The organism is Bacillota bacterium, assembly GCA_012842395.1.
Classification (GTDB): Bacteria; Bacillota; SHA-98; order UBA4971; family UBA4971; genus UBA6256.
Genome location: DUSX01000001.1, coordinates 77,938 through 101,465 on the forward strand (window position 1 = coordinate 77,938; position 23,528 = coordinate 101,465).

The window sequence follows — 23,528 nt, forward strand, 5'->3', positions numbered from 1 at the left end:
CTTGGAGGCCTCACGTCCCAAGCTCCGGGCCCGGGTACCGGCAGCACGCCCCTGCCGGACCGGCTACGTTGCCCGGGCACGCTCCCCGGGCGCTCGCTCGGGTCGAGACCCTAAGCGACGCCCGGGGGTCCCGCGGCAGCATCCGGACCGGATCAGTATCCGATCGCGGCACCGTCGCGGCGCGGGTCCGCAGCTCCGACAAACTCGCCGGTCGTGTAGTCGATCATCACGCCCTGGGCACCACCGAAGTAGAGATCATAGTCAGCCTTGATCGAAGAGTCATCGATGGGATACCCGAGATTCTTTAGGCCTTCAAGGACCTCAGCGGGCACCCTCGATTCGCACTCGAAGCTGTCGCTGCCGTCCCGCACATAGAACCTCGGGGCCTCGATCGCCTCCTGGAGGCTCATATTGTGGTCGATGATGTTCACAAGCAGGGTCGTCATGGTGCTGATTATGCGACCGGCACCAGGCGTCCCGATTGTGAGCAAGGGCTTTCCATCCTTTAACACGATGGTCGGCGAGATCGTCGTCCTCATCCTCTTGCCAGGTGCGATGCAGTTGGGGCTAGTCGGGTCGGTCGAGAAGTTGTACACCTCGTTATTGAGGATGATGCCGGTGCCAGGGACCATCACCCCCGCGCCGAAGAAGGAGCTTATGGTCTGAGTGAGAGCGACCATGTTGCCGTCCTTGTCAGCGACGGAGATGTGGGTTGTGCTGGGCGACTCGTACTTCCCTTCCGTGCCCGTCGGGGCCAGGATCTCGGCCGCCTCCTCGAACTCGCCGGGCTTGATCTCCTTCGCCGGAGTCATCCGATCCATCCTGATCTCAGATGCGCGGAGCCTCGCGTAGTCCTTGGAGAGCATCTCCTGGAGCGGCACGAAGCTGAAATCCGGGTCTCCGACATACACCCTGTTATCCATGAAGGCACGCTTGAGCGCCTCGGAGATCACATGGATGCTTTGCACGCTGGTATAAGGCATAGAGGAGAGGTCGAAGTTCTCGAGGATGTTCATAGCCTCTATTACGGTCGCGCCTCCCACGGGCGGCGGAGCGGATATGAGATCGTAGCCACGGTAGTTCCCTCGCGCGGGCCATCTCGTCACAGGCTTATAGGCGGCAAGGTCCTCTTTGGTGAGAAGCCCGCCGTTCTCCCTCATGGCCTTGTCGATAGCGTCGGCCACCTCTCCGCGGTAGAAGACGTCAGGTCCGCCCGCCGCGATCTTCCGCAAAGTCTCGGCGAGCTCGGGATTCTTCACGATGAACCCAGGGGCGGGCGGGAGCTGGTTGTCAAGGAACACTCTCGAAAGCCCCGGATCGGCTAGGATCTTCTCATAGTTGTCCTCAACCACCTGGGCAACTGTCTCGCTGAGCGGGAACCCTTCCTCGGCAAGCTTTATGGAAGGAGCGAGGACTTGCTCAAGGCTCATTGTGCCGTACTTCTCCAAGGCCTCGCTAAGGCCCGCCACAACGCCGGGCGTAGCCACGGATTGCCAGCCAGTCGACGGCATTCTGGACTTGGCGAACTTCTCGGCCGCAAGTTTCGGAGCCGTGGAACGGTAATCGATGGCGATCGCTTTGTCCTCTTTGGCAAGGTATATGACCATCATGCCTTCGCCGCCGATTCCGGTGGCGTTGGGCTCCACGATACCGATGGCAAACGCTGTCGCGACCGCAGCGTCAACCGCGTTGCCGCCGGCCTTTAGGATGTCCACGCCGACCTGGGCCGCTATCGGACTCGCCGCCGCCACCATACCGTTTTGGGCCCGGACTTCCTTGAGCACGGTGGCGGTGGTCGAGGCCGCCTGACCGGCCTGTGCTACAAGGAGACCCAGGAGCATCAGGACCGTCAATACAAGCGCGAAGCGTCTCGTGACCCGTCTTGCCATTGCTCTAACCTCCCCATCCGTTCTTTGTTTGTGATGTTTGTGTTACTTGTGGACTGCCTGTGCCACGCAGACTTGCCTCCTCGGCAAGGAGGCACCTTGAAGTCAGAAGTCGCTGTCGAAGTCGTTATCTGAGATACGCTCCGACTCCGTCCTTGACGAGCTCTGCATAGGTGGGTACGCCCGTCCACTCCGGTCTCTCGCCGTACGCCGCCCCGTGCGCGCTGAATATCGCCTCGATGGTGGCAAGCTGCGTGCCAACTCTCTTCGCAAGCGGATTCACCGGATCATTCACCACGTCCGGCTTCTCCACGCCGTCCTCCTGCCCTGGGTTGGGAGTCTCGATGAGATAGCTCGCCGCGCCGGTGCGGTCTCCCCACTCCCTGTGCGAAAGCCCGGGAAAGTCGCTTGCCGAGGGCTCGATGTTCATGATGATCCCCTGAGCTTCCAGGTCGAGCGCCGCCATGACTGCAAGGTCCAGGTTCTTCGGATTCGCCACAAGCATGTTCGCAAGCCTCGAGGTGACGCCTGACTCGTGAAGATCAATCGCGATCGAGGCGTTCTCCCGGCTGATGAGTTGCAGAACGCTGTAGGCAAGCTGCTCGGTGGGCGTGCCGTCAGGCCTTCCCGGGTAAACCCGGTCGAGGTTGCGAGCTTCAGGGGCCTCGAACTGTTGTCCCGACGGATAGTGAACGTACTTCTCCGGGTCCGGCCCCTGATGGGCAGGATTCGTCCTGCGGTCGCCGTACCTGAAGAACCTCGGACCGCTCGCAGTGTCGATCCTGACCCAGCCTATCTCTGGGTGAAGCGTGTCCGGATAGCTTGCACCCGAGTTGTTCACATGGGGCACGACTATGACCCTTCCGGCGGTCACTTGGGCGCGTTCCACGATCATCGTTGCCGCTATTATGCCGGCGATTTCATTGGCATGCGTTCCGCCCACGATGACCGCGGTGGGCCCGGGCTTTCCGCTCTCGAGGTAGTAAACGGGCGTATCCATCGGCGTTCCGCGAAGCGGGGCGTGGTAGTCTGAGAGCCACCCTATCCTCGTGACCCCGTATCCGGGACGCACGTCATGCGAGACCGCGGCTTGCGCCACAAGGCCGGTCGTCCCCGCGGGGTCCGCAGCGGCGACTGCACCCGTTCCGCCGGCTCCGTCCTGCCCGCCACCAGTTGCGGCAACTGCGATGCTGCACGCCATCATAGTGGCCAGCGCCGCAAACGCGAACACGATGACGAGGCCGGGACGTGCGGCGAGGGCGCACGACACGCCAGGGGTCGCGGGCGAGGTCCGGACCCTGCCCGTTGTCGCCCTGCTGATCGTTGTCCTCACCGTGGTCGCTCTGACGCACGTGCCTTCGACTTCCCGAAGCCCGCGCCTCCGATAACCACGCCTAGTTACGCCAGTGAACGGCATAGTGCCTATCATGTTGTGTGATCAGCTCCAGTCCGTATGGTGGTCTCTTGCCCGGCTTACTTGGCCGAAAGCATGCTCAGGAGCTCTGCCCCGGCGGCGGTCCGGTCCTGCACTACGGACACCGGGATGTTGTGCTGCTGCCCGAGCTTGTCGAAGAAGCCGTCGTCGTTCCCGGCGGCAAGCACGATGATCTTGTGGGCATAACCGGCAACAAGCTGGGCTATCTCGTCGGACTTGGCGCCGCGGCGAGCGGTTCCGCCCATGTGGACGAGGATCACGTACATTCCATTCTTCTTTGCCGTCTCGAGAAGCGACTTGACCCTAGCGATCTCCTGATCTACGTTCACGCCTGCGGAACCCAGGCCTTTTGAGCTCACGCCCACAGCGACGATGAGAGTCTTTGCGCCAGCTATGTCCTCGGGCTTGGCAAGCGCCTTGTAATCAGCGAGCGGCCCGCGCTGCTTGTCGGTGAGAAGCACCTTGATCACGAGACCGTCCGGGCTCTGTCCAGCCGAGGTAATGACCGCGGGAAGGCCGGGCTGGGGGCCCGCAGTGGCAGACGACCGATCGGAGCACAACCCGAACGCGCAAGCAGCGACCGCCGCCATGGCGAGAGCAAACACCACGAAACCATCCTTCTTAGTCAAATCTCTCATGAACATGACCGCAACTCCCTTCGACTCGTGCTGCCAATGCAATATGAAAGCCCTTCTGAACCGCTGGAATCCTCCCCCCCCCTTCCTTCGCCCGCTGTCGCATCGGCGCGAGCAGCGCGGCACAACGCTTTGGCATGAGGAAACAAGCCCGCCTACCCACCTACGGCCGCGTCCCCTCCGCGACATCGCGGGTCGCCGGACGCTGCCCTTTGGAGGCTGCCAGATACTGGCCGACACCGTTGTTCACTATCTCGGCATAGCTGGGAATGCCCTCTATGGCGATCTCCCGGTCCGGATTCACCATGGAGAATGCCGCGCTTATCGCCATCACGGACGCCACATGCCGCCCGGCCCTAACGGAAAGGGAGATCCCCTCTTCGGAATAGGGAACATAAAGCCTGCCGCTCCCGGCCGCTTTCGCGTACATCGGGTCCTTGCCGGAGACGACGAGCTGCGCATTGGTGCGGCCGCGAAGTCTTCCCTGAGCCGGATTTGGGCACTCCAGCAAAAACGCGTACGCGTTCGTATGGTCTCCCCACTCGCGGTGGCTGAGTCCCCGAAGGTTTTGCGGCGACTGCTCGATGTTTATCTCGATTCCCTGCGATTCCAGGTTCATGCTGGCCATGACCGCTATGTCCATGGCCCGGTCGTGAGCCACGATGGTGTTGTTGGTCGGGTATTCCGGGGACGACTCGTGCATGTCGATTGCCACGTCCACGTTCTCCCGCCGGATGAGCTCCATCACCGCATAGGCAATCATGGAGGTGAGGGGGCCCTTCTCGCGGCCAGGATATGCCCTGTTGAGGTTCCTGGATTCAGAGCCGGCAAGCTTTTGCCTCATGATGGGCTCAACGTAGACGGTGGGATCCGGCCATTGGTGTACCGGGTTCGACAGCCTGGCTCCGTAGGGCATGATGCGGTCACCATTCGGGGTTGGGATGCGGTACTCCCGTGGATGGGCCTCTTGCGGCAGATTATGGGTAAACCCCGAAGCATTGACGTAGGGTATGACTATGAGACGACCGCGCTTCACATGGGCGTTTTCGGCAAACACAAGGGCCGCCACCGGGCCCGCAGCCTCGTCGCCGTGAGTGCCACCGACGACAAGGAGCGTTCCTCCGGGTTCGTCCCCTTCGTACATGAGCACCTTCGTGTCACCGGCGGTTCCCGCAAGGTTCGGGTTGTACTCGGAAAGCCACGTGACCCGCGAGACATACGGCGAAGGGTACACTTCGAGGTCTTCGGCGCCCACGGAGGTGAACCACGAGGCCGAGAGGGCCACGGCAAGAAGGGCACACATTATTATGACCACGCCCTTGAGCGGCGTCCCCACCGCCCATGAACCATGCGCCCCTGTCTGGAAAGGTTCTCGACGCGTAGCGCTAGGGTGCGCGCCTGCGCCGGTTCGCTCGGAGCTCGACAACTTTCGACACACCTCCGACACACCATGCCTACGATATGCCCCGAACACACCCAGGGGGCTCTTGGACACTCCCGCCTTGAAAACAGCAGTCGGGTGCCGCTTTCATCCTCTCGGTGGCGACGGCAGCTGGCCGCCATGGACGACTACCTTGAAAGTGGCCGACGGCTGCCATCTTCATCTTCATCCTTCCGTTGGGACCAGCTGCAGGCTGGCATGGACGACTGCTTTTCCAGGTCGGTTATCTGCATTTGCAGATTTAGACCAAAGACCACGCTATCCCTGTTTTCTCTCTTATTTCCCGCGTAGACTCATCGGGACACCGGCGCGCGGCTGACGTCGGGGTCTTCCTGTTTTCTTTCATGTTTCCCGCATGGACCTATCGGGCCCGCCACCGACCCACCGATGACCGCGACGTCATCGCGACCGCCCGAGCGCTGCCGGCACGAGAGACCTTGCAGCGTGTGTTGGGCCGTGCCCGCTCTGCCCAGGGAAAATCCGACCGGAGTGGGCAAGGCTTGGTGGTACGGATATCCCGAAGTCTTTGTCTACTTTGAGGTGAACAAGGGAGTCCCCGAGTCGCAGCATCGCTACACGTGGAACGTGCAGTACGGTTTCCAGCGGGCTACTTCTCCGTGGACAACAATGAACCCGAATGCATTCGTCGCCTGGCCGCGCACGGGGACCCGGCGGCCGAGAGTGCCCCGGCCCCGGCGCGGCCGCTTCTTCTTCCCCGGCATCCAGCCTGGCCGCCGCCGGCGAGGAGAGGCTCGTGCTCACGCCCACGGACTTCGCCGGCCCATAGAGCCCCGGAGTACGACGCCCTGTTCCGGTAACTTGGCAGTCCGCCTCTTCCTATGCTGCGGCTATGCGGGGTCCCACCTCCCCCGCCGACAGCCGACAACTGAACGCGGCCGGGGACGCGGCAGGGACGCTCCAAAGTGGGGTGCAGAAATGCTTCCGACTACTCGGAGGGATTGCGGCTGATCGCACGAAGGGACCGGACTTACGGCGTGCCTCGTTCGTGTTTGGCGCGTGGGTGGGCAGATTCTCAACGCCTTGCCACAACGTGACCGCGTCGTGGCAGATGTTGGATGTCTCCCTCAGCAGGTGCTATGCGTAGCGCAATGGAGGCCCGCCGATCAGTGCGCTATCGACCGAGCCACGGTGCTGTGTACGTCAGGTTGCCTGAGGGATCCATCCGCACCTCGATCCGCCCGCCGTAAGCCGCGTCCGGCTGTGGAAAATCGCGTCTGAAATGGCTCCCCCGGCTTTCCCTCCGAAGCAACGCCGAGCTCAAGATCACCTTGCTCACCGTAAGTGCCACGTGCAAGTCCATGCTCGCGCGCGCACTGTCGGCGGCACCACACACCGCGTCACATGCAGGAGTGATGCCTCGGCAAGACGAGTTGCTCTGAGTGACGCCATCTCTTGTCAACGAGTCGATTTCGCCAATAGCCTGCTGGAGCCCGTCTTCATCTCGGACAAGGGAACAGGCTTTGAACATAATGGACCTGAGCCTGCCCAGGTGTCTTGCCTCTGTCGGCGTGCCATCACCCGCCGGCGCATAGTGCGCCACCGCGGCACCCTGACCCCCCTTCGCAGCACGCCATGTTTCAGCAGCGTAGCGCGCGCTATTCCTGCCAGCCCTCGTGCCAAACACTAAGGCCGAGGCAATCATGTTCCCGCCGACCCGGTCAGCGCCATGAGGCCCCGCAGCTGCTTCACCACACGCGTAGAGGCCCTGGACAGACGTCCGCCCGTGTTCATCGATGACGATCCCGCCGTTGAAGGCTTGGGCAAATGGAGCTATCTCAACATCCCCTGTAGATAAGTCCGCTCCCATCCCACGCAACCAGTCCAGCCACTCGCCGAGTCCGCTCTTGGGAGGCTCACCACCTGTTGCTGGCGCAATCCGTAGGGACACGCCGCCGTGGCGAGAGGCCCGACCATTCGCGATCTCGCCATAGATGGCTCTGTCGATCGCCGAGGACGGACAAGCGCACGTATATGGAGCGTGAGTTGCACGCAAAGCGCACAGCTTGGCATACTGGTCCGCAGAGAAATGCTTTGACGTCACATCCTCCCCGAGCCCGTTCGTCAACACGGGCCTGAGGCTGAACAGCTCCTCGGCAAAGAGAGCGCCGGGAACCGGCCAGGCGATCCCGAACGCAAACTGCACAAACTCCATGTTGGTCAACGTCGCCCCAGAGAGCAGAGCGAGGTAATGGCTGTACCCGATGTTGCACGGGTCCCCCAGATTGAAGGAGAAAAGGCCTGTGCCTCCACCACTAGCGAGCACGACCGCGCCTGAAGAGATATCGTATGCGCTGTCGCTCTGTTTCTCAAGAACCCGGACCCCCGCACAGCGTCCTGACGACGCTAGAAGCGACAGAACAGTGCTCTCCTCAATGATGTGGATCCTGCGGGACCTCACCGCATCAGCCAAGACCTGCCGCGTCATGTTGACATCAAATGCCCTCACCGAACGTTCCCTGCGGTTGAAACAATGACACCCTCGCACGGGAGTGAGGGGGACTCCCATTCCAGCGAGGTCCGATAGGCGTGCGGGAGCCTCATCCGCAAGCACCTCTGCGAGCCTCGGAATGCTCATTCCCTGAGCAGCGTCGAGGATGTCTCTCAGGTGTTCTGAGGGAGAATCAGCGGGGTCCTGCACGCCGGTCGCAGCCGAGATGCCCCAGCCTCGGGAGAGATGGCAGAAGCTCGACCCGCTGTTGCCAAGGCGGCCGCGAGTCACAACGGCCACGCTTGCGCCCTCTCCAGCGGCTGCGATCGCCGCCGTGATGCCGGCGACCCCTGCTCCCACAACCACCACATCGAAATCACGGCCGATCACTTTCCCTACCACCCCTACCACCCCGTTCCGCGGCTCAGTCTGAATGCCACGACGCATACTCGAATTGCCCTAAGCAATCGCCGGTTCCAGAGAGCACGCCCGCCGCGAGTCATTCCTCGTATTGCGGGGACGGCATCCCGAGCGGGGCACGCCGCCCCACCCAAGATCTGGCTGGTTGGAGAGGTAGCTGGGCCCCGAGGCCCCGTAGGACAATCACCTGCAATCCAAGGCCCAGGAACACAAGAGAGAACCAGCAACCTCAGCAGACCAAGACAAGACGCAGAGAACCTCGGCTACCGCGACGCAATGACATCGCGGAGCCCGTCCCCGATGAAATTGATGCACAGGACTGTAAGGAGGATCATGACAGCCGCAGGTATCCATACCCAGGGTCTCAATTGAAGAACCTCGAGCGTACGCGCTGGCTCCAGCATGTTACCCCAGCTTGGTGTGGGCATGGGAACCCCCATCCCCAGAAAGCTCAACCCCGCCTCGGTCAGGATCGCGTTCCCCACCTGAAGGGTGATCTGAGCGAGAAGAGGAGGAATGGCGTTGGGCAGGATGTGCTTGATGATGATTCGCGAATCGCTCGCTCCCATGGCCCGTGCAGCCTCGACAAACTCGCGGTTCTTGAGCGACAAGAACTGCCCTCTGATGAGCCGGGTTGCTGGGGGCCAACTGAGGGCGCCGATTATCACGATGACCTTTCCCAGGCCAGGGCCCACAAGAGCAGCGACCGTCAGCATTATGAGAAAAGACGGGAACGTCATGAAGATGTCCGTGAGCCTCATGATCACCATGTCGGTTGGGCCGCCGTAATACCCAGATATGGCTCCCAAGGCTACGCCTATCAAGGCTGAGATGAGCGTTGCGCTGAGCCCGACCGCGAGAGATACTCGCCCGCCGTGGATAAGGCGGCTCCAAATGTCGCGGCCCAGAGCGTCAGTACCAAGCCAGTGTTCAGCGCTGGGCGGTGAAAAAGACGCCTCGCGGGTGGCGACGGCCGCGCTTGCCGCGCCGGGTCCGCTCCACACAAGACAGGTCGAATCCGCGTCAGGTCAAATCCGCGTCCGCAGCTGGAGGATACTCTCCGTCGCGTGGCGTAATACTCCTCTATTGGCCGGGACTGAGTAGGCAAGACTAACTGAGCAATAGGGATGATTTACGTGCGATACCTCGCGGATCTTCACGTCCACTCACACTTCTCGCGCGCGACGAGCGACCACTGCCGGCCGCGCCCTTTGGCGGCCGCCGCGGCGCGCAAGGGCCTCACCGTCATCGGGACGGGTGACTTCACTCACGCGGGATGGCGCGCCGAGCTCGACGCCGAGCTCGTCCCGGCGGAAGACGGGCTCTACCGCCTGCGCGAAGCAGGCCGCGACGCCAGCGAGGCACAGGCAGGGGGCGACGCACGCAGGTACGGGGATGGGGATGGCCACGGCTGTGGCTATGGCGATGGCGATGGCGATGCGCACGGGCATGCGGATGGGCAAAGGACAAGCCAGTCCACCGGCACGCGCCGGGCCCACAATGCCAGAGCGACCGCGCGCGAAGGTATGCGGGCGGGCGCGCCAGCCGACGTGCGCTTCCTCGTCACCGGCGAGATCAGTTGTATATACAAGCAAGACGGCCGCACCCGCAAGATTCATCACGTCGTCCTCGTCCCCAGCCTCGACGCTGCCGCACGGATCAGCGCGGCCCTCGAGGCGCGCGGCGCGAACCTCGAGGCCGACGGCCGACCCATAATCGGGCTTGACAGCCGCACGCTCCTCGCCCTGGTCCTTGATACGGAGCCGGAGGCCGCACTGATTCCCGCCCACATCTGGACGCCGCATTTCTCCCTCTTCGGCGCGAATTCGGGTTTCGACACGCTCGAGGAGTGCTTCGGTGACCTCGCCGGCGAGATCACGGCGTATGAGACGGGGCTATCGTCAGATCCCCCGATGAATTGGAGGCTGTCCGCGCTGGACCGCCTTACGCTCGTCTCGAACTCCGATGCGCACTCCCCCGACAGGCTGGGGCGCGAGGCGATCGAGTTCGAGGCGCCCCTCTCCTACCAGGGGATAGTTGAGGCGCTCCGTGGCAAGGGCGGCCGCGTCGCGGGGACGATCGAGTTCTACCCCGAGGAAGGCAAGTATCACTACGACGGCCATCGGGCCTGCGGCGTCTGCTGGCATCCGAACGAGACTTTGGCCGCGGGCGGCGTGTGCCCGGTCTGCGGGCGTCCGGTCACGATTGGAGTGCTGCACCGGGTGGCGGAGCTCGCTGACAGGCCCGAGGGCTTCCGGCCGGCAGGTGCAAATCCTTACACCTCCCTCGTCTCACTGGACGAGATCGTGGCCGAGGCCCTGGGCGCCGGCAAGGCGAGCAAGCACGTGCGCGAGACCACGGACAAGCTGCTCGACGCGCTCGGACCGGAGATCCCCCTGCTCCGTGAAACGCCCCTCGAGGACGTCGCCGCGGTCGCGGGTCCCGTGGTCGCCGAGGCCGTGCGCAGAGTAAGGCATGGCGAGGTTTCCTATCGGCCGGGATATGACGGGGAGTATGGCAAGCTCACCATCTTTCGTCCTGAGGAGCGGCGCGAGCTATCAGGGCAGGCTGCCCTTTTCGGATTCGCGCTTTCGGGAGCAGGCCGCTCCGATGCAATGGCGCCACGCGCCACAGACCGGCATCATCGGCATCGAGGGGCCGACCTCGGCATGGAAGGTGCTCTTGACGGGATGACAGAGGATGCAGCCGCGCAGGAGCCCGAGCTCGAGCTGGCAGCGCCCCGGGCAGTGGCGCGTCAACTCAACCTCGCCATCGTCGGTTCGTCCCCGCCGGAGACGGCGCCGTCTTGGCTTGAGGGGTTGAACGCATCTCAACAACAGGCGGTCACAGCGCGCAAGGGTCCCGTCATCGTCACAGCTGGCCCCGGCACGGGCAAGACCCGTACCCTGGTCCAGCGCATCGCGTTTCTCCTCCACGAGGGTGTCGCGCCTGAGACGATAACGGCCATCACCTTCACACACCGCGCCGCGGACGAAATGCGAACGCGGCTCGAGTCCACGGTCGGACGCGGCGCCGAGCGCGTCCACGTGGGGACCTTCCACCGCTTCTGCGCGGAGGTCATCGGGGAAGCCCTCGGTGCCCCGCCGCTCGTGCTGGACGAGAGGGAGGCCGGAGTCCTCGCGGCGGAGGCTGCCGCATCAGTCGCGGCTGCGCGCGGAACCAAGCGCATCGCTGCGCCAGCCGAGGCTTTCTCGCGGCTCAAGAGCCGCGGCCTGCTGCCCGGCGACCCGGGCGTGCCTTCCGCGCTCGCGGAACCGTACCGGCGATACCAGGAGCTCCTCGCCGCCGCCGGGGCGTACGACTACGACGACCTCCTCCTCGCCGCGCTCGAGATGGTGCAGAATGACAAGAGGGTAAGCCGCGTGGCCCGGGAGCGGGCGACACACCTGCTGGTGGATGAGTTCCAGGACGTGAACCCCGTCCAGTATCAGCTGGTCCGGACGCTTGCGGGCGACGGCCGCAATCTCTTCGTGATCGGTGACCCCGACCAGGCGATATACGCTTTCCGGGGAGCGGACCGCCGCTTCTTCGCACAGCTCTCGGCGGACTTTCCCTCGGCGACGCACGTCCGCCTGACCGTGAACTATCGCAGCTCGGACACGGTCGTGCGTGCGGCAAACGCCCTCATGCCGGCGGCAAACGCAACAGCCGCCCGCCCGGGCGGTCAGCTCGTCAGGTATGTTGCTGTCGATGCGCCCCGGGAGGAGCCCCGGGCAGTCGTGCGCGAGATCGAGCGCCTCGTGGGCGGCACAGGAATGCTGGCGGCGGACCGCCACGGCCAAGAGCACCCGACGCGCCAATTCAGCCTTGGCGAGATCGCCGTCCTCTTCCGCACGAGCCGCCAGGCGGATCCGATCGAGCAGGCGCTCCTCGCCGAGGGCATCCCGTACCGCTCTCTCGGCCAGCGGGCGGTTCTCGCCACGCCCGCCGTGCGCGAGGCGCTGGACATCCTGCGTTGCGTCGACAGGCCCACCGACCTGCGGTTCCTCATCGCGCTCCGCGACACGCGCTTCAACCCCGGCGCTGAGGCTCTCGGCATGCTGAAGGCTCGCGCGGCGACCGGTGCTGCGACGGGTCCGGCGGCGGCCTGGGCCGGGAATCAGAATGTCCCGCTTGCCGAAGTCGCCGCTGCTCTGGTGCGCGAAGACTGCCTCCCTCCCGACGCGCGGGTCAGGATCAAGGCGCTCCTTGATCTCCTCGCCGAGCTGGGCGCCCTCGCGCCGACCGCGACCGCAGCGGACCTCCTCCTACGGGCCGCCCCTCCCGAGGCCGCGACGTCTTCGCGTGCGCTTCGGCAGCTCGTTCGGGCCGCCCAGGACCGGTCGCTCTCGGAGTTCCTCTTTCGACTTGCGACGGGGCAGGACGCGGACCACGAATCCCGCGAGGACCTCTCTCGCCCCGGCGAGGGCGTCACCCTCCTGACAATGCATGCCGCGAAGGGTCTCGAATTCCCGGCCGTGATCCTTGTGGGACTCGCTGACGGCATCGTGCCGTGGAAGGACTCACTAGACGGCGAAGCCCTGGAGGAGGAACGCAGGCTCTTCTACGTCGCCGTCACCAGGGCCGCCGAGGAGCTTGTCCTCATCGGCCCGCCAATGGAAGGCACATGCGAAAACGTGGCAGGCTGCGAGTCGCAGAACAGGCCCCAGGGCCAGAGCCAAGGCCAGAGCCAGGGCCAGGCCGAGCCCGCACCCCGGCTTTGGTGCAGACCCGCGTCTCGGTGCCGGTCATACGCACGGTCCCGATTCATATGTGAGCTCCCCTCTGATATCCTCAAGTTGATTGACGCTGCCGCTGACACGGGCAAAGCCGCGAGGCGGAAGAGCATCCCGCTGCAGCACAGGTTGTTCTAGACGCGTGCTTCAAGCGCGGTCCGGAACTCCCGCGACCCTGCCGGTCGCGCCTGCCCGTCGCAGGCTCAGATTGCAACGTTGCGCCTGGCGGCCGTATCGATTCGCTCGTGAGTCGCTCCTGGGCGCGACGCGGGCGGCTTTGGAGCGCGCTTCCGGGCTCGGGTCCCCCGCGCACTCGTCTGCTTGACACCTGTGGCGTTGACTAGTAGTATGATACTGCGAACATCGTATATTACGACTATGGGAGTGTTTGGGCATGCCTACGCAACCTGATCTCGAGCAATACACCGAACGACTGAACGAGCTGATCCTAACGATCGGCCAGCGCCTGCTGCTCTTCTTCGCCTCGAAAAGCTCCGACTTCACCCTGAGGGAGATGTTCGTCCTCGAGGTGCTCGGCAGCCGCGAGTCGCCCGCCACCATGTCCGAGCTTGCGTCCGCGCTGGCAGTGCCGCTCACTACGATGAGCAGCATAGTGAACCGCATGGTCCACAAGGGCTACCTGGAACGGTACAGGACCGAGGAGGACAGGCGAATCGTCCTCGTCCGCCTGTCGGCAGCGGGTCGCGCAGTGTTCGACCAGCACAGGCGGGATTACATCCGCTCCGTCAGCGAGGTCCTGGGGACGCTCAGCAGCGAGGACCAGCACAAGCTCCTCGGCCTCATCGGCGACGTGCTGACTGCTATGTCAGGCAGGCCGGGCGGCGGCGTGCGCTCGTGATGTTCGGGCGGCGGGCGGCCATGATGCCCCTCTCTGTAGGACAAGGGGAAGGAGCAGCCGGAAGGCAGGAAGAGGGGCGAGATAAGACGGCAAGGGCTCCAAGGAGGAAGATGGATGAACGCGGGAGCGAGAGTGAGAGCGACAGCGAGAGCGAGAGCGAGAGCCGGACCGCGAGCAGGAGTGGAGGTCCGAGTTCGAGTTCGACGAGTCCAACCAGTCCGGGCGGGAGGGGCAGAGCTATGATAGCTATAACTGGGGCCACAGGCCACATCGGGAACGTCCTGGTCCGGAAGCTCCTCGAAAGGGGCGACGAGGTGAGGGCTCTCATCCCGCCGTTCGAGGATACGACACCCCTTCGCGGGCTGGAAGTGGAACAGGTCGAGGGCGACGTGCTCGACCTCGATTCACTGCGGCGGGCTTTCGAAGGGTGCGATACGGTGTTTCATCTCGCCGGGGTGATCTCCATCGCGTCCGGCAAGTCCGACCTGCTCAACAGGGTAAACGTGGACGGCACGAGGAACGCTGTCGAGGCGTGCTTGGGGGTCGGCGTAAGGCGACTTGTCTACACGAGCTCCATCCATGCGATAGTCGAGCCGCCCCGCGGGACGGTCATAGACGAGACCTGCGGCTTCAACCCCGACGTGATGCGCTGGGATTACGACAGGTCCAAGGCTAGGGCGACGCTAGAGGTGCTCAAGGCGGGCGCGAGGGGCCTCGACGCGGTGGTCGTGTGTCCGACCGGAGTAACAGGGCCGTACGATTTCAGGGTGTCTGAGGTGGGCCAGCTCATCGTGGACTACGCAAGGCGAAAGATGAAGGCGTACATGGACGGCGCCTACGACTTCGTGGACGTGCGCGACGTCGCCGCGGGCCACATCCTCGCGGCCGAGAAGGGGAGGCCGGGCGAGGCCTACATCCTATCGGGGGAGCGGATAACCGTGTCAGGCCTCATGAGCCTCCTCGAAGAGGTGACAGGCGTGCCTCGGCCGCGGCTCAAGCTGCCGAACTGGCTGGTGGACCTGGCCGGCGCGCTCGCCCCCCTTTACTCGATCGTCACTCGCAGCAGGCCGCTCGTAACCACGTACTCGCTGCATGTGCTGCGTGGGAACTCCGTCGTGAGCAGCGCGAAAGCCCGGAGCGAACTGGGCTACACGTCCCGCCCACTGCGCGAGTCCATTGAAGACGCTTTCAGATGGCTCAGGGACAACCACAAGCTGTGATTGGTAATGAATTGGCAGATCGTCCGTTTGTTCTTGACATGCACGGGCCCTTGTGAACCGTTGACTAGAGTAGAGCCGCTTTGATAGAGTGTACTTGTCAGGACGACATCTTTGGCAGGACGGCGGGTGAGGCGTGGATGGTCGCGGATATGGCCGCAAAGGAGTTTATTGCATCAGTGACGAGGGTTCTAGTGGCTAGGGCGCGGCCGGAGAGGGTGTACCTAATCGGTTCGTTCGCCCGCGGCCAGGAGGATTGCGACAGCGACATTGACCTCTTGGTTGTCAAGGACACTACTCTTGCCTACGAGGCCTCAGAGAGGGGATCCTCCTCGTCCCCCATGTCCCGGCAACTATCGTCTGCTTCCATTGTCAGCAGTGCGCGGAAGTGTCCGGTTCGAGACGTCGGACGCAACACATGCGGGAGGATGCATGATGTGCGTCACTCATGAGGCTCATCCCTGCTTGGCATCACGCATCAAGAGAGTAATGGTGACCTACGTCATCCTTCCCGCATCATGCAGTCCCCCTATCACAGGTCCATCATGAGGTGTTCTGCACATCACGCATTCCCGCTTGACCCGTGACCTGTGTCATCCGTGCCGATCGACTCATTCCCTGTGGCAGGTGATCCCCGCGAAGTGTTCCATACATCGCCCATCTCGTCGGAAGGCTGGTGCACGCCACTGGACCGTCCTGAGCCGTTCCCCACATCAGGTTTCCATACGGTCCGGTGACGGATATCACAGGTCCTATCCTCACGCGTTCCCCATATCATCCGGGTAAGAAGACATGTGCGGCGGGTCACCTTTCCGGCTCCACCCGTTCCGCACATCAGCATATCGGCATTACGCATATCAGCATTACGACCGTGAGTCTTCCGGGAACGGTCTTCCCCAAACCACACGCTCGACACGCTCGACGGCTACAAGTGCGCACAGCCGAGCCAAGCCTTAGCTCAGGGGGCGCGTGCGCGCATCACGGAACCACGGACAGCGAACCATGGCCAGCGAACGGGCCGGTTATCCGGCCCAGTTCCTGGACACAATGAGGGTCCTGTACCCGGAGGACTGGTCAGACCCGAAGACGGTGCGGCCCAAGAAGAGGGAGTTCCTCGAGAGGTTTATGAAGGACGGTTGTTACCTGATAGACGTCTCGGACGTGCCACTTGACAGCTCTCAAAGGGCCGCCGTGGTCCGATTTGAGACTGGCGAACCACCGAAGCTCTACGTGATCCCCTCAACGGCGTGGCGTCGACCAGACAGACTGTTGGTGTCCCGGGATTACGAGGGCAAGAAGAGCAAACCAGCATGAAAAGTCAAGCGGAGGTACGCTACGTGAAATCCCACGATGATGGGGACAACCTCAGATGAAGTGGTGCTGATGCCTCGCCTGCCGGGAGGATAGTCGAACAGTTCCACCACGATTGTTCATGGGGACCCGGCGTTTGCCGGGTCCCCCTCACCTCGCGGCCCAGCAGTGTCCGAAGGCCTTAGCCGAACAACCCGCCCTTCGCGGCGCTGCTCAGTCTGTTCACTGCGAATAGTGTGATTACGCCCGCCACTATGAGGATGAAGCCCAGCGCTGCTGCGTCTCCGTGAGTGCCTCCCGTGTAGAAGGTGAATATCCCCATAGTCATGGTCTCCCATCCTGGTATCGAAAGCAGGATTGAAGCTGCGCTCTCCTGTATCGATGTCATGAAGGAGAACAGCGCCCCTGCCAGTACTCCCTTCCAGATAAGTGGGAACGTAATGTCCTTGAAGATCTTCAGTCCACTCGCCCCCACGCATTCGGCCGCCTCCTCCATGGAACGGTGCACTACCAGCAGAGAGCTATACGACGACCGCACCGTGTAAGGAAGTCGCCTCACGGCCAACACTATTGGCAGTATGATCCATATGTTCCCCAGAGGTGTCTTGAAGAGTATCGGGGTATTGAAGGCCCTGATGTACGCGATCCCTAGCGCGGTGCCCGGCAGGGCCAGCACCAGCATTGTCAGAACGTCCAACGCGCCGCGGGTGCGCATCTGAGTCCTGGCCATGATCCACGATACTGGCACCCCGATCAGGATGCACATGATGATGGCCAAGATACAGAACTGGAACGTGTTGATGATGTAGCCCGGCGCGTACAACAACACTTTTTTGTAGTGGACCGTGGTCCACGACGTAGGCAGAGGAGACATGGACCAACTCCGCGCAAATGAGGCTAGGCCGACGCCTACATAAGGCATGAAGCTCACGAAGAGGAGCAGGCTCAGGAATACCAGAGCCAGCGTCGCCCATTTGCCTTTAAGCGGTTTCCTCTCCACTGCCCTGTACGAGAGAGTGCTGTAGTCTTTCAGCGCCACGTACTTCTTGGCTATCAGCAGGAACACTATCGACAGAACCACCATGACGGCACCCACTGTGATGCCCATCTTGAACAGGTGTCTGTCCGTGAACTGCTGAATGTCCATGTATGCCAGCGGAGCGATGAAGTTGGTCAACCCCACCACCATGGGGGCAGCAAAGTCTGCGAAAGCTCCGATGAACACCAAGAGCGCTCCAGTAACGAAACCCGGTACGGTAAGCGGAATGGTCACGTCAAACAGGCGTTTAAGGCCGATGGATCCCACACTTTCGGCCGCCTCCTCCAGTGAGGCGTCGATCTTGCTCAGGGAATCCAAGACATTCAGCGTAATCAGCGGGAACAGGTGACACGTCTCCACCAGCAATAGTCCATGCCATCCATAGACGAAGTTGAACGGCAAGTGGTCGTACAGCCAACTAGACAACGTGGGCCACGACTGCTCCAGCGCTGCCGCCAGTTGGTAGAAGAGCTCGTTCACAGTGCCCCCTCTGCCCAGAATGAAGATGAAGCCCAACACACCTACTAGAGGGGGCATGACTATAGGCACGGTAGTAAGGAAACTGAAAACCCTCCTGCCGGGGAAGTCATACCTGACAAGCAGATAAGCCACTGTAAAGCCAATGATCGATGTGGTGATCACCGTGGCGAACCCCAGTAGCATGGAGTTGGCCAAGGCCTTCATGTACTGCTTGTCTCTGAACACGTCCAGGAAATAGTTGAGCGAGAACGCCTGCCGCGGCAAGCGCAGGACCTCCTGGACCAAAGCCCTGGCTTCCTTGGCTTCGGCCAAGGCGGCCTCCGGATCATGCTGAACTTCGGCCATCGATGACGCCTTCTGCGCCACACGGTCCTTGGCATCCTGCCATTTTGCTATCAACTCATCTTGAGGGAACGTTGCCCTGCCAAGCGCTCCTATCATGCGGTCGATAGTGTCAACACACCTGCTTAGCTGAAGCGCTATGTCATGGGCAGCCGCCGAAGCGCCTTCCATTTCGCCGGCGTGCACCCTCTCCTCAAGCAGATCGGTGGTGAGAACCACTTCGTTGAGTGCAGAAAGCGGTATGTCGGCCGTGGAAAACGAGTCGACAAATAGCTTCACGAGAGGGAATATGACGAATACGAGCAGAAATAGATATATGGGCCATACCCATGGCCTGGACGCCCTCAGCCATCTCCCCAAACCAGTCATTGTCTTCCCTGAAGACATCAGACAACCACCTGCCTGTCCATGGTCAAGGCCAACACGCTAGTCCGGTATGACAAGTGCAGCAGATTTCGGAAAAGCGAAGTACACATCGGTGCCCCAACCCAGTTCCTCACGATGGAGAGGATTCCTGATGTCCGCCTTGAGTACGAGGCCGGTCGCATGCTCCATTTCGTAACGCAGGGTATTCCCCATGTAGCTGGCAAAACCTATCTTGCCGCGTATGATGTTGTCCTGCCCAGCCTGCCCAGAAGGTTGTGCAGTGTGGACTACCACGTTTTCGGGTCTGAATGCCACAGTGCATTTGTCTCCAGGCTTGACCGTCAAGTGGCTGTACCCTATGATTGTGCCTAGCTCCGTGACGACTGTGATGTCTTCGCCAACAGCCTCCACAGTGCCGGCTACAAGATTGTTAGTGCCGATAAAGTCAGCCACAAAGCGTGTCGCCGGTCTCTCATACAGATCGTGCGGCGTGCCGACCTGAACCAATCTGCCGTCGCACATTATGCCGATGCGGTCCGAAAGCGTGAGGGCTTCTTCCTGATCGTGAGTAACATACACCGTAGTAATGCCCAATGACTGCTGCAGTTTACGGATTTCCGCGCGCACTGATCCTCGGATCTTGGCATCCAAGTTGGACAGAGGTTCGTCGAGGAGCAGGACGTCCGGATTGAGCGCGAGTGCTCTTGCCAGCGCCACACGCTGTTGCTGGCCTCCAGACAACTGCCCTGGATAACGAGTCTCGAAACCCACCAGCCCCACCTTGGTGAGGGCTTCATTGACAATTCCAGGCCATTCGGACTTGGGGACCTTCTTGAACTGCAGACCGTATGCTACATTCCTGTACACCGTCATATGAGGCCATAGGGCGTAGTTTTGGAACACCATGCCGATGTTCCGCTTGGATGTTGGGATGGCCTGGACCTCACGGTCGCCGAACATGATCTTGCCCTCGTCAGGTGTATAGAAACCGGCGATAAGGCGTAGGGTAGTTGTCTTTCCACAGCCTGAAGGTCCAAGCAAGGTGAAGAGCTCGCCGTGTTTTATGTGCAGATCCACTCGGCTCAGCGCCTCAACATTCTTGAACCTCTTCGTGACCCCAGTGAGCCTAATATCCATGCACTTCACCTCAAGTCAAGCGACTGCCCAGAGTAAACCCACGGGCGAGACGAACTCGCCCGTAGGTTCTCTCGGAAATCCATACTATCAAGCTGATCAGTACTTGGCTTTCAGAGCATCTAGCTTGGCAAAGATGTTCTCTCTAAAGTACTTGTTGACTTCGCTCTCTCTGCTCTGCGACAATGCGTTGTCGTAAGTGTTCTCCACGGTGCCCTCAAAGTAGCTCCTCCGACCGCCATAGAACGTGACCGCAAGCTCAGCAGTGGATCCGGGAGGGCCTTCCACGCGCAGCTCAGGCACCACCGGGAAGAGACCGCGTTCGATGAACAACCTCTGACCTTCATCCGTGAGCAGGAACTCAATGAAAGCCTTGGCGGCATTGGGGTTCTTGCAGTTCTTGATTATGGCGATCGGCTCAGGTGTGACATATGCTCCCGGAGGGGCAATGAACCTGATGTCGGCTCCGTTGAGGAAGTTCTCAAACGCCATGTAGCTGGGGACTGCAAAGCCTAGCGCATATTCGCCCTTGGCTACCACGCCGGGAACATCGACTGACCTTGCGACGAACTGTCCGGTGTAGGCGGCCAACTTCGAAAGCCACTCCCAGCCCTTCTCCCAGCCGTACTTCTGCAGAATGACCTCGTAGGTCGCATGGTTCGAACTGGAGTTGTCAGGCGTGCACTGAGCTATCTGGCCCTTGAACTTAGGATTGGCCAGCATGTCCTCCCACGTCTTGGGCGGTGTGGCTCGCAGCCGCCTTGTGACAAGGCCTTCGTTGTACACGATACCGTAGGGTTCAAGCGCAGTGCCGACCCAGAAGCCTTTGGGGTCCTTCAGAGGCATGGGCTTGGGTGTGCCCATAGTATCGGGTATACGGTCCAGCAGTTGCTTAGGAACCTCGTGTTTGATCAGAAATCCATCAGCTGCCAACATGTCGTAGAGCACCGTCTCGCCGCCCCACACTATGTCGGCCTGCGGGTTCGCACCCCACTCGCGGATCAAGCCCACCGCCAGCTGAGTGCCTTTGGCGGTATAGTTGGTCTTTACGTCGACACCGTACTTCTCCTTGGCCCACACTTTAAAAGCATCGAGTGCAGCTACGCTGACAAAACTGGCAACGGGGGTAATTACGCTCAGCTCAGGCTCGATCCTCGCCGGAGCGGCTGAAAGCGTCGCAGACGCCATCATTATGACCGCCAAGACCAGCACCAGAAGCCTTTTCATCAGACTACCTCCTTGCACAGAATATCGCTCCTACCGCTCGATGATGGCCAACTGCCATGATACAACCGCGACGATCGTGGCGTTCCCCTTCAAGCAGAATCCATCTAGCTTGCACAATGTGGCCGGCTGACCTGCCGGACGCAGGCTGCGGCCGGCCTAGTATCGCCAACACATCACCTCCATCCAAACCGGGCATGACAGAGAACGAGGGCGCACAAATGAAGCGCAAAGGCTCCATGAGTGGCCCTCTCCCTATCTCCGTGCCACGTTCATCTAGCTCTAACATTCTGTATTCGCCACCGATTCACTTAATCCTGCCACATCACTGCCAACATGACGTCAACGCATCCGCAAAACTTGTGATTGGGCCTCTGCGCCTGGCTGAGACTACGGCGAGAGTGCGGAGCGGCCGGTTGTAAAACCCACCGTGGGGTCCGAATGGGAATTCTCCCGCCTCACCGAACTAGAGACACCGAATCCATGGCAAGGATGAGATGTCTAGAACGCGGTACGAGGCTGAGCCTGATCCGGTTTCGTGGACACATAGGGGCTTGGAGGCGTAATCTTCAAGGGGGGGGTGTCCACATGCCACAGACGAAGCCGCCATATCCGCCACAGCTCAAGGCAGAGGCAGTTCGCCTGGTCCGCGAGAGCGGGAAGCCTATGGCGCAGATCGCGAGAGACCTGGGGGTATCAGTGGAGTCGCTGCGTAACTGGACCAGGCAGGCTAAGATCGATGCTGGGGAGCGTGAAGGGCTAACGACTGCCGAGAGGGAGGAGCTCACCCGGCTTCGCCGAGAGAACAGGATTTTGCGCGAGGAGCGTGAGATTCTAAGAAAAGTCGCAGCCTTCTTTGCCACGCTTGAGACCGAGCTACTCGACCGGCGCAGCTGGCCAAGCCGTCAGGCTTTGGCCTCGGCCATCTTCGGATACATCGAGGGGTCTTGTAGCCGGAAGCGTCGGCACTCGACCCTCGGATATCTGCGTCCTGCGGAGTATGAAACGTGATGGGCCATCACAGAGAGAAATCACAAGGAAGACAGACAGTCCGTCGCGTAGCCCTGGAGTGTCCACGAAACCGGATCAACTCCAGCTCGCACGAATCGCTCGGCCAGATTGCCAGTCCCAATCCCCGCGTCCAATACCCGCATCCCTGGCCTTACCGACGCGCACTCAACAACCGCGGTCAGCACATCTTCATATCCAGCGAATGGAAACTCCCCGTCTTCTTGTACGGAGCGGTCATAATCAGCTGCCCAGCGATCAAAGAGCCCGACGCGGCTCTGTTGAACACGGTTCTGCTGAGCACGGTCCTGCCGATCACGATCTTGTTTGATATGGCTCTCTTGAACATGATCCTGATCGTGACGCGCGTGGTCCTGTTGAGCACGATCCTATTCGACGCCGTTCCGTTGGGTCATCTAGTCCGAGCCTCCTTCCGCCCGCGCGATCGGTGACCACGCGTCGTCCGTCGTCACTGATCCAACTCCGGTCGCTGCAGGACTCTTTCCCTCCACAGGGGTCGAGCGACGTCGTCCATCTCTTCGGCGCTTCGCCTCGCACTTTCTCTCCCTGCATAGGGCTCGAGCAGAAGGCTCTCCCACCGCTGAGAGCACAGAATCAGGATCGCAAGCAGGCAGAACGGATAGGCGCCAAAGCTTGGTACCTCGTGACGCTTGAGCCTGACCTCGACAATGAACTGGGTCTTCAGCGCATCGGAGACCTCATTTCCGGTCCTAACATGTCTGGCACGATTCAGCCCGGAGGCTCCTGATCACCGTAGTCCCGGACAATCCGCCTAATGCTCTTCCAATGAAGAAGCTCATGCCTTACGAGTCGTCTAAGCACCTTTCGAACCGACCAGTCCTCTTCCCCCCTGGTCACCCGCGCCGTATCGTGTGAGCCGGCCAGTTGCGTCAAGAAGCGTTCCGTCTCGCGCCTGCTCCGCAGCAACTGCTCGCGCCAGTCGGCGCCAGCACCACCGACCAGGCTAGTTGGATCCGGGCCCGAGTAACCGATGGCAGGAAGGTAATAGCCCACTTCAGTCAGAGCGATATGCTCAACGATCTGTCGAATGGTGCGCCAGCGAGCCCACTCTGCAAACTGACGATACGGTGGGTCCCAGTCCAAGACCGAGTCGGGAAGACCTTCGACGGTGGCTACAAGGTCTTGCCTCGAGTAGCTGAGTAACCTAAGACACTCCGCGATCTCGTCACTCGTAGCAGGAGCCAGATCATGCTCAAAGAGCACCTCGTTACCGGACACCTCTTCTACGACAGTGATGTCGCCCGGGGCAGCCTCCGCCTCCACTGCGCTGCATCCATGGCGGGCCAACCACTGCTGGTACTCATCGAACTTGCCGGGCACACGCAGAAGGACCTCGTCGCGCGTGGGCGCCCACGTGGCAAACCCGGTGTGGTCGAGGCTCCACGCATTCCAGCCCCACTCGTTGCCTTTCCACTCATGAAGCCAAACTCGCATGTTGCCCCCCTCCCTATCCCGGCTAGCGGGATGCAGTTGAGATTCTGCCCCTCATAGTGGCATAGTTGCC

16 protein-coding genes and 1 pseudogene are annotated in these 23,528 nt (G+C 61.5%); 6 read left to right on the forward strand and 11 right to left on the reverse strand.

The features are described from left to right. Nucleotides 1-152 precede the first annotated feature (152 nt). From ggt to GX515_00325, 6 genes are all read right to left on the reverse strand, one after another. Nucleotides 153-1,889, reverse strand: coding sequence for a gamma-glutamyltransferase (ggt, locus tag GX515_00300; protein ID HHY31451.1), 1,737 nt, complete (start codon nucleotides 1,887-1,889; stop codon nucleotides 153-155). A gap of 124 nt (nucleotides 1,890-2,013) precedes the next feature. Further along, nucleotides 2,014-3,315, reverse strand: coding sequence for a hypothetical protein (locus tag GX515_00305; protein HHY31452.1), 1,302 nt, complete (start codon nucleotides 3,313-3,315; stop codon nucleotides 2,014-2,016). Between the two features lie 44 nt (nucleotides 3,316-3,359). Next, nucleotides 3,360-3,965: a glycoside hydrolase family 5 protein gene (locus GX515_00310; protein ID HHY31453.1), complete on the reverse strand. Its 606-nt coding sequence runs from the start codon at nucleotides 3,963-3,965 to the stop codon at nucleotides 3,360-3,362. Between the two features lie 154 nt (nucleotides 3,966-4,119). After that, nucleotides 4,120-5,259: a succinylglutamate desuccinylase gene (locus GX515_00315; GenBank protein ID HHY31454.1), complete on the reverse strand. Its 1,140-nt coding sequence runs from the start codon at nucleotides 5,257-5,259 to the stop codon at nucleotides 4,120-4,122. 1,270 nt (nucleotides 5,260-6,529) lie between these two features. Next, on the reverse strand, nucleotides 6,530-8,248 hold the full coding sequence (locus GX515_00320) for an FAD-binding protein (GenBank protein ID HHY31455.1): 1,719 nt from the start codon (nucleotides 8,246-8,248) through the stop codon (nucleotides 6,530-6,532). A 281-nt stretch (nucleotides 8,249-8,529) separates the two neighbouring features. After that, the gene (locus GX515_00325) at nucleotides 8,530-9,270 is read right to left on the reverse strand and encodes an ABC transporter permease (GenBank protein ID HHY31456.1); all 741 of its coding nucleotides are present in this window, start codon (nucleotides 9,268-9,270) and stop codon (nucleotides 8,530-8,532) included. 123 nt (nucleotides 9,271-9,393) lie between these two features. Between GX515_00325 and GX515_00330 the strand changes: the two genes are divergently transcribed. The 5 genes and pseudogenes from GX515_00330 to GX515_00350 all read left to right on the forward strand — a co-directional run bounded on the left by GX515_00330 (nucleotide 9,394) and on the right by GX515_00350 (nucleotide 16,386). Further along, entirely contained in the window at nucleotides 9,394-13,140 is a 3,747-nt protein-coding gene (locus GX515_00330) for a UvrD-helicase domain-containing protein (protein HHY31457.1), read from the forward strand. A 256-nt stretch (nucleotides 13,141-13,396) separates the two neighbouring features. Then, the gene (locus GX515_00335; GenBank protein ID HHY31458.1) at nucleotides 13,397-13,861 is read left to right on the forward strand and encodes a MarR family transcriptional regulator; all 465 of its coding nucleotides are present in this window, start codon (nucleotides 13,397-13,399) and stop codon (nucleotides 13,859-13,861) included. Nucleotides 13,862-14,100: 239 nt separating this feature from the next. Further along, nucleotides 14,101-15,081, forward strand: a complete 981-nt coding sequence (locus GX515_00340; protein HHY31459.1) for an SDR family oxidoreductase — start codon at nucleotides 14,101-14,103, stop codon at nucleotides 15,079-15,081. Between the two features lie 80 nt (nucleotides 15,082-15,161). Further along, on the forward strand, nucleotides 15,162-15,530 hold the full coding sequence (locus tag GX515_00345) for a nucleotidyltransferase domain-containing protein (GenBank protein HHY31460.1): 369 nt from the start codon (nucleotides 15,162-15,164) through the stop codon (nucleotides 15,528-15,530). Nucleotides 15,531-16,290: 760 nt separating this feature from the next. Then, nucleotides 16,291-16,386: pseudogene (locus GX515_00350) on the forward strand (DUF4365 domain-containing protein). Nucleotides 16,387-16,570: 184 nt separating this feature from the next. Here the strand turns inward: GX515_00350 and GX515_00355 are convergent. The 3 genes from GX515_00355 to GX515_00365 all read right to left on the reverse strand — a co-directional run bounded on the left by GX515_00355 (nucleotide 16,571) and on the right by GX515_00365 (nucleotide 20,977). Further along, nucleotides 16,571-18,637, reverse strand: coding sequence for an iron ABC transporter permease (locus GX515_00355; protein ID HHY31461.1), 2,067 nt, complete (start codon nucleotides 18,635-18,637; stop codon nucleotides 16,571-16,573). A 39-nt stretch (nucleotides 18,638-18,676) separates the two neighbouring features. Beyond that, entirely contained in the window at nucleotides 18,677-19,753 is a 1,077-nt protein-coding gene (locus GX515_00360) for an ABC transporter ATP-binding protein (GenBank protein ID HHY31462.1), read from the reverse strand. Between the two features lie 96 nt (nucleotides 19,754-19,849). Beyond that, nucleotides 19,850-20,977, reverse strand: a complete 1,128-nt coding sequence (locus GX515_00365; protein ID HHY31463.1) for an extracellular solute-binding protein — start codon at nucleotides 20,975-20,977, stop codon at nucleotides 19,850-19,852. Nucleotides 20,978-21,562: 585 nt separating this feature from the next. Here GX515_00365 and GX515_00370 point away from each other — a divergent pair. Next, nucleotides 21,563-21,985 (forward strand): transposase, encoded by a 423-nt coding sequence (locus GX515_00370; protein HHY31464.1) that lies wholly within the window; start codon nucleotides 21,563-21,565, stop codon nucleotides 21,983-21,985. Between the two features lie 178 nt (nucleotides 21,986-22,163). Here the strand turns inward: GX515_00370 and GX515_00375 are convergent, their stop codons facing one another. Beyond that, on the reverse strand, nucleotides 22,164-22,367 hold the full coding sequence (locus GX515_00375) for a hypothetical protein (GenBank protein HHY31465.1): 204 nt from the start codon (nucleotides 22,365-22,367) through the stop codon (nucleotides 22,164-22,166). Between the two features lie 365 nt (nucleotides 22,368-22,732). After that, nucleotides 22,733-23,458, reverse strand: a complete 726-nt coding sequence (locus GX515_00380; protein HHY31466.1) for a DinB family protein — start codon at nucleotides 23,456-23,458, stop codon at nucleotides 22,733-22,735. Nucleotides 23,459-23,528: the final 70 nt, after the last annotated feature.

Bases quoted from the DNA above. Each gene is read 5' to 3' on its own strand.
- GX515_00305 (HHY31452.1), bottom strand. From the start codon at position 3,315: ATGATAGGCACTATGCCGTTCACTGGCGTAACTAGGCGTGGTTATCGG.
- GX515_00330 (HHY31457.1), top strand. From the start codon at position 9,394: ATGATTTACGTGCGATACCTCGCGGATCTTCACGTCCACTCACACTTC.
- ggt (HHY31451.1), bottom strand. From the start codon at position 1,889: ATGGCAAGACGGGTCACGAGACGCTTCGCGCTTGTATTGACGGTCCTG.
- GX515_00315 (HHY31454.1), bottom strand. From the start codon at position 5,259: ATGTGTGCCCTTCTTGCCGTGGCCCTCTCGGCCTCGTGGTTCACCTCC.
- GX515_00340 (HHY31459.1), top strand. From the start codon at position 14,101: ATGATAGCTATAACTGGGGCCACAGGCCACATCGGGAACGTCCTGGTC.
- GX515_00360 (HHY31462.1), bottom strand. From the start codon at position 19,753: ATGGATATTAGGCTCACTGGGGTCACGAAGAGGTTCAAGAATGTTGAG.
- GX515_00380 (HHY31466.1), bottom strand. From the start codon at position 23,458: ATGCGAGTTTGGCTTCATGAGTGGAAAGGCAACGAGTGGGGCTGGAAT.
- GX515_00370 (HHY31464.1), top strand. From the start codon at position 21,563: ATGCCACAGACGAAGCCGCCATATCCGCCACAGCTCAAGGCAGAGGCA.
- GX515_00355 (HHY31461.1), bottom strand. From the start codon at position 18,637: ATGTCTTCAGGGAAGACAATGACTGGTTTGGGGAGATGGCTGAGGGCG.
- GX515_00335 (HHY31458.1), top strand. From the start codon at position 13,397: ATGCCTACGCAACCTGATCTCGAGCAATACACCGAACGACTGAACGAG.
- GX515_00310 (HHY31453.1), bottom strand. From the start codon at position 3,965: ATGTTCATGAGAGATTTGACTAAGAAGGATGGTTTCGTGGTGTTTGCT.
- GX515_00365 (HHY31463.1), bottom strand. From the start codon at position 20,977: ATGAAAAGGCTTCTGGTGCTGGTCTTGGCGGTCATAATGATGGCGTCT.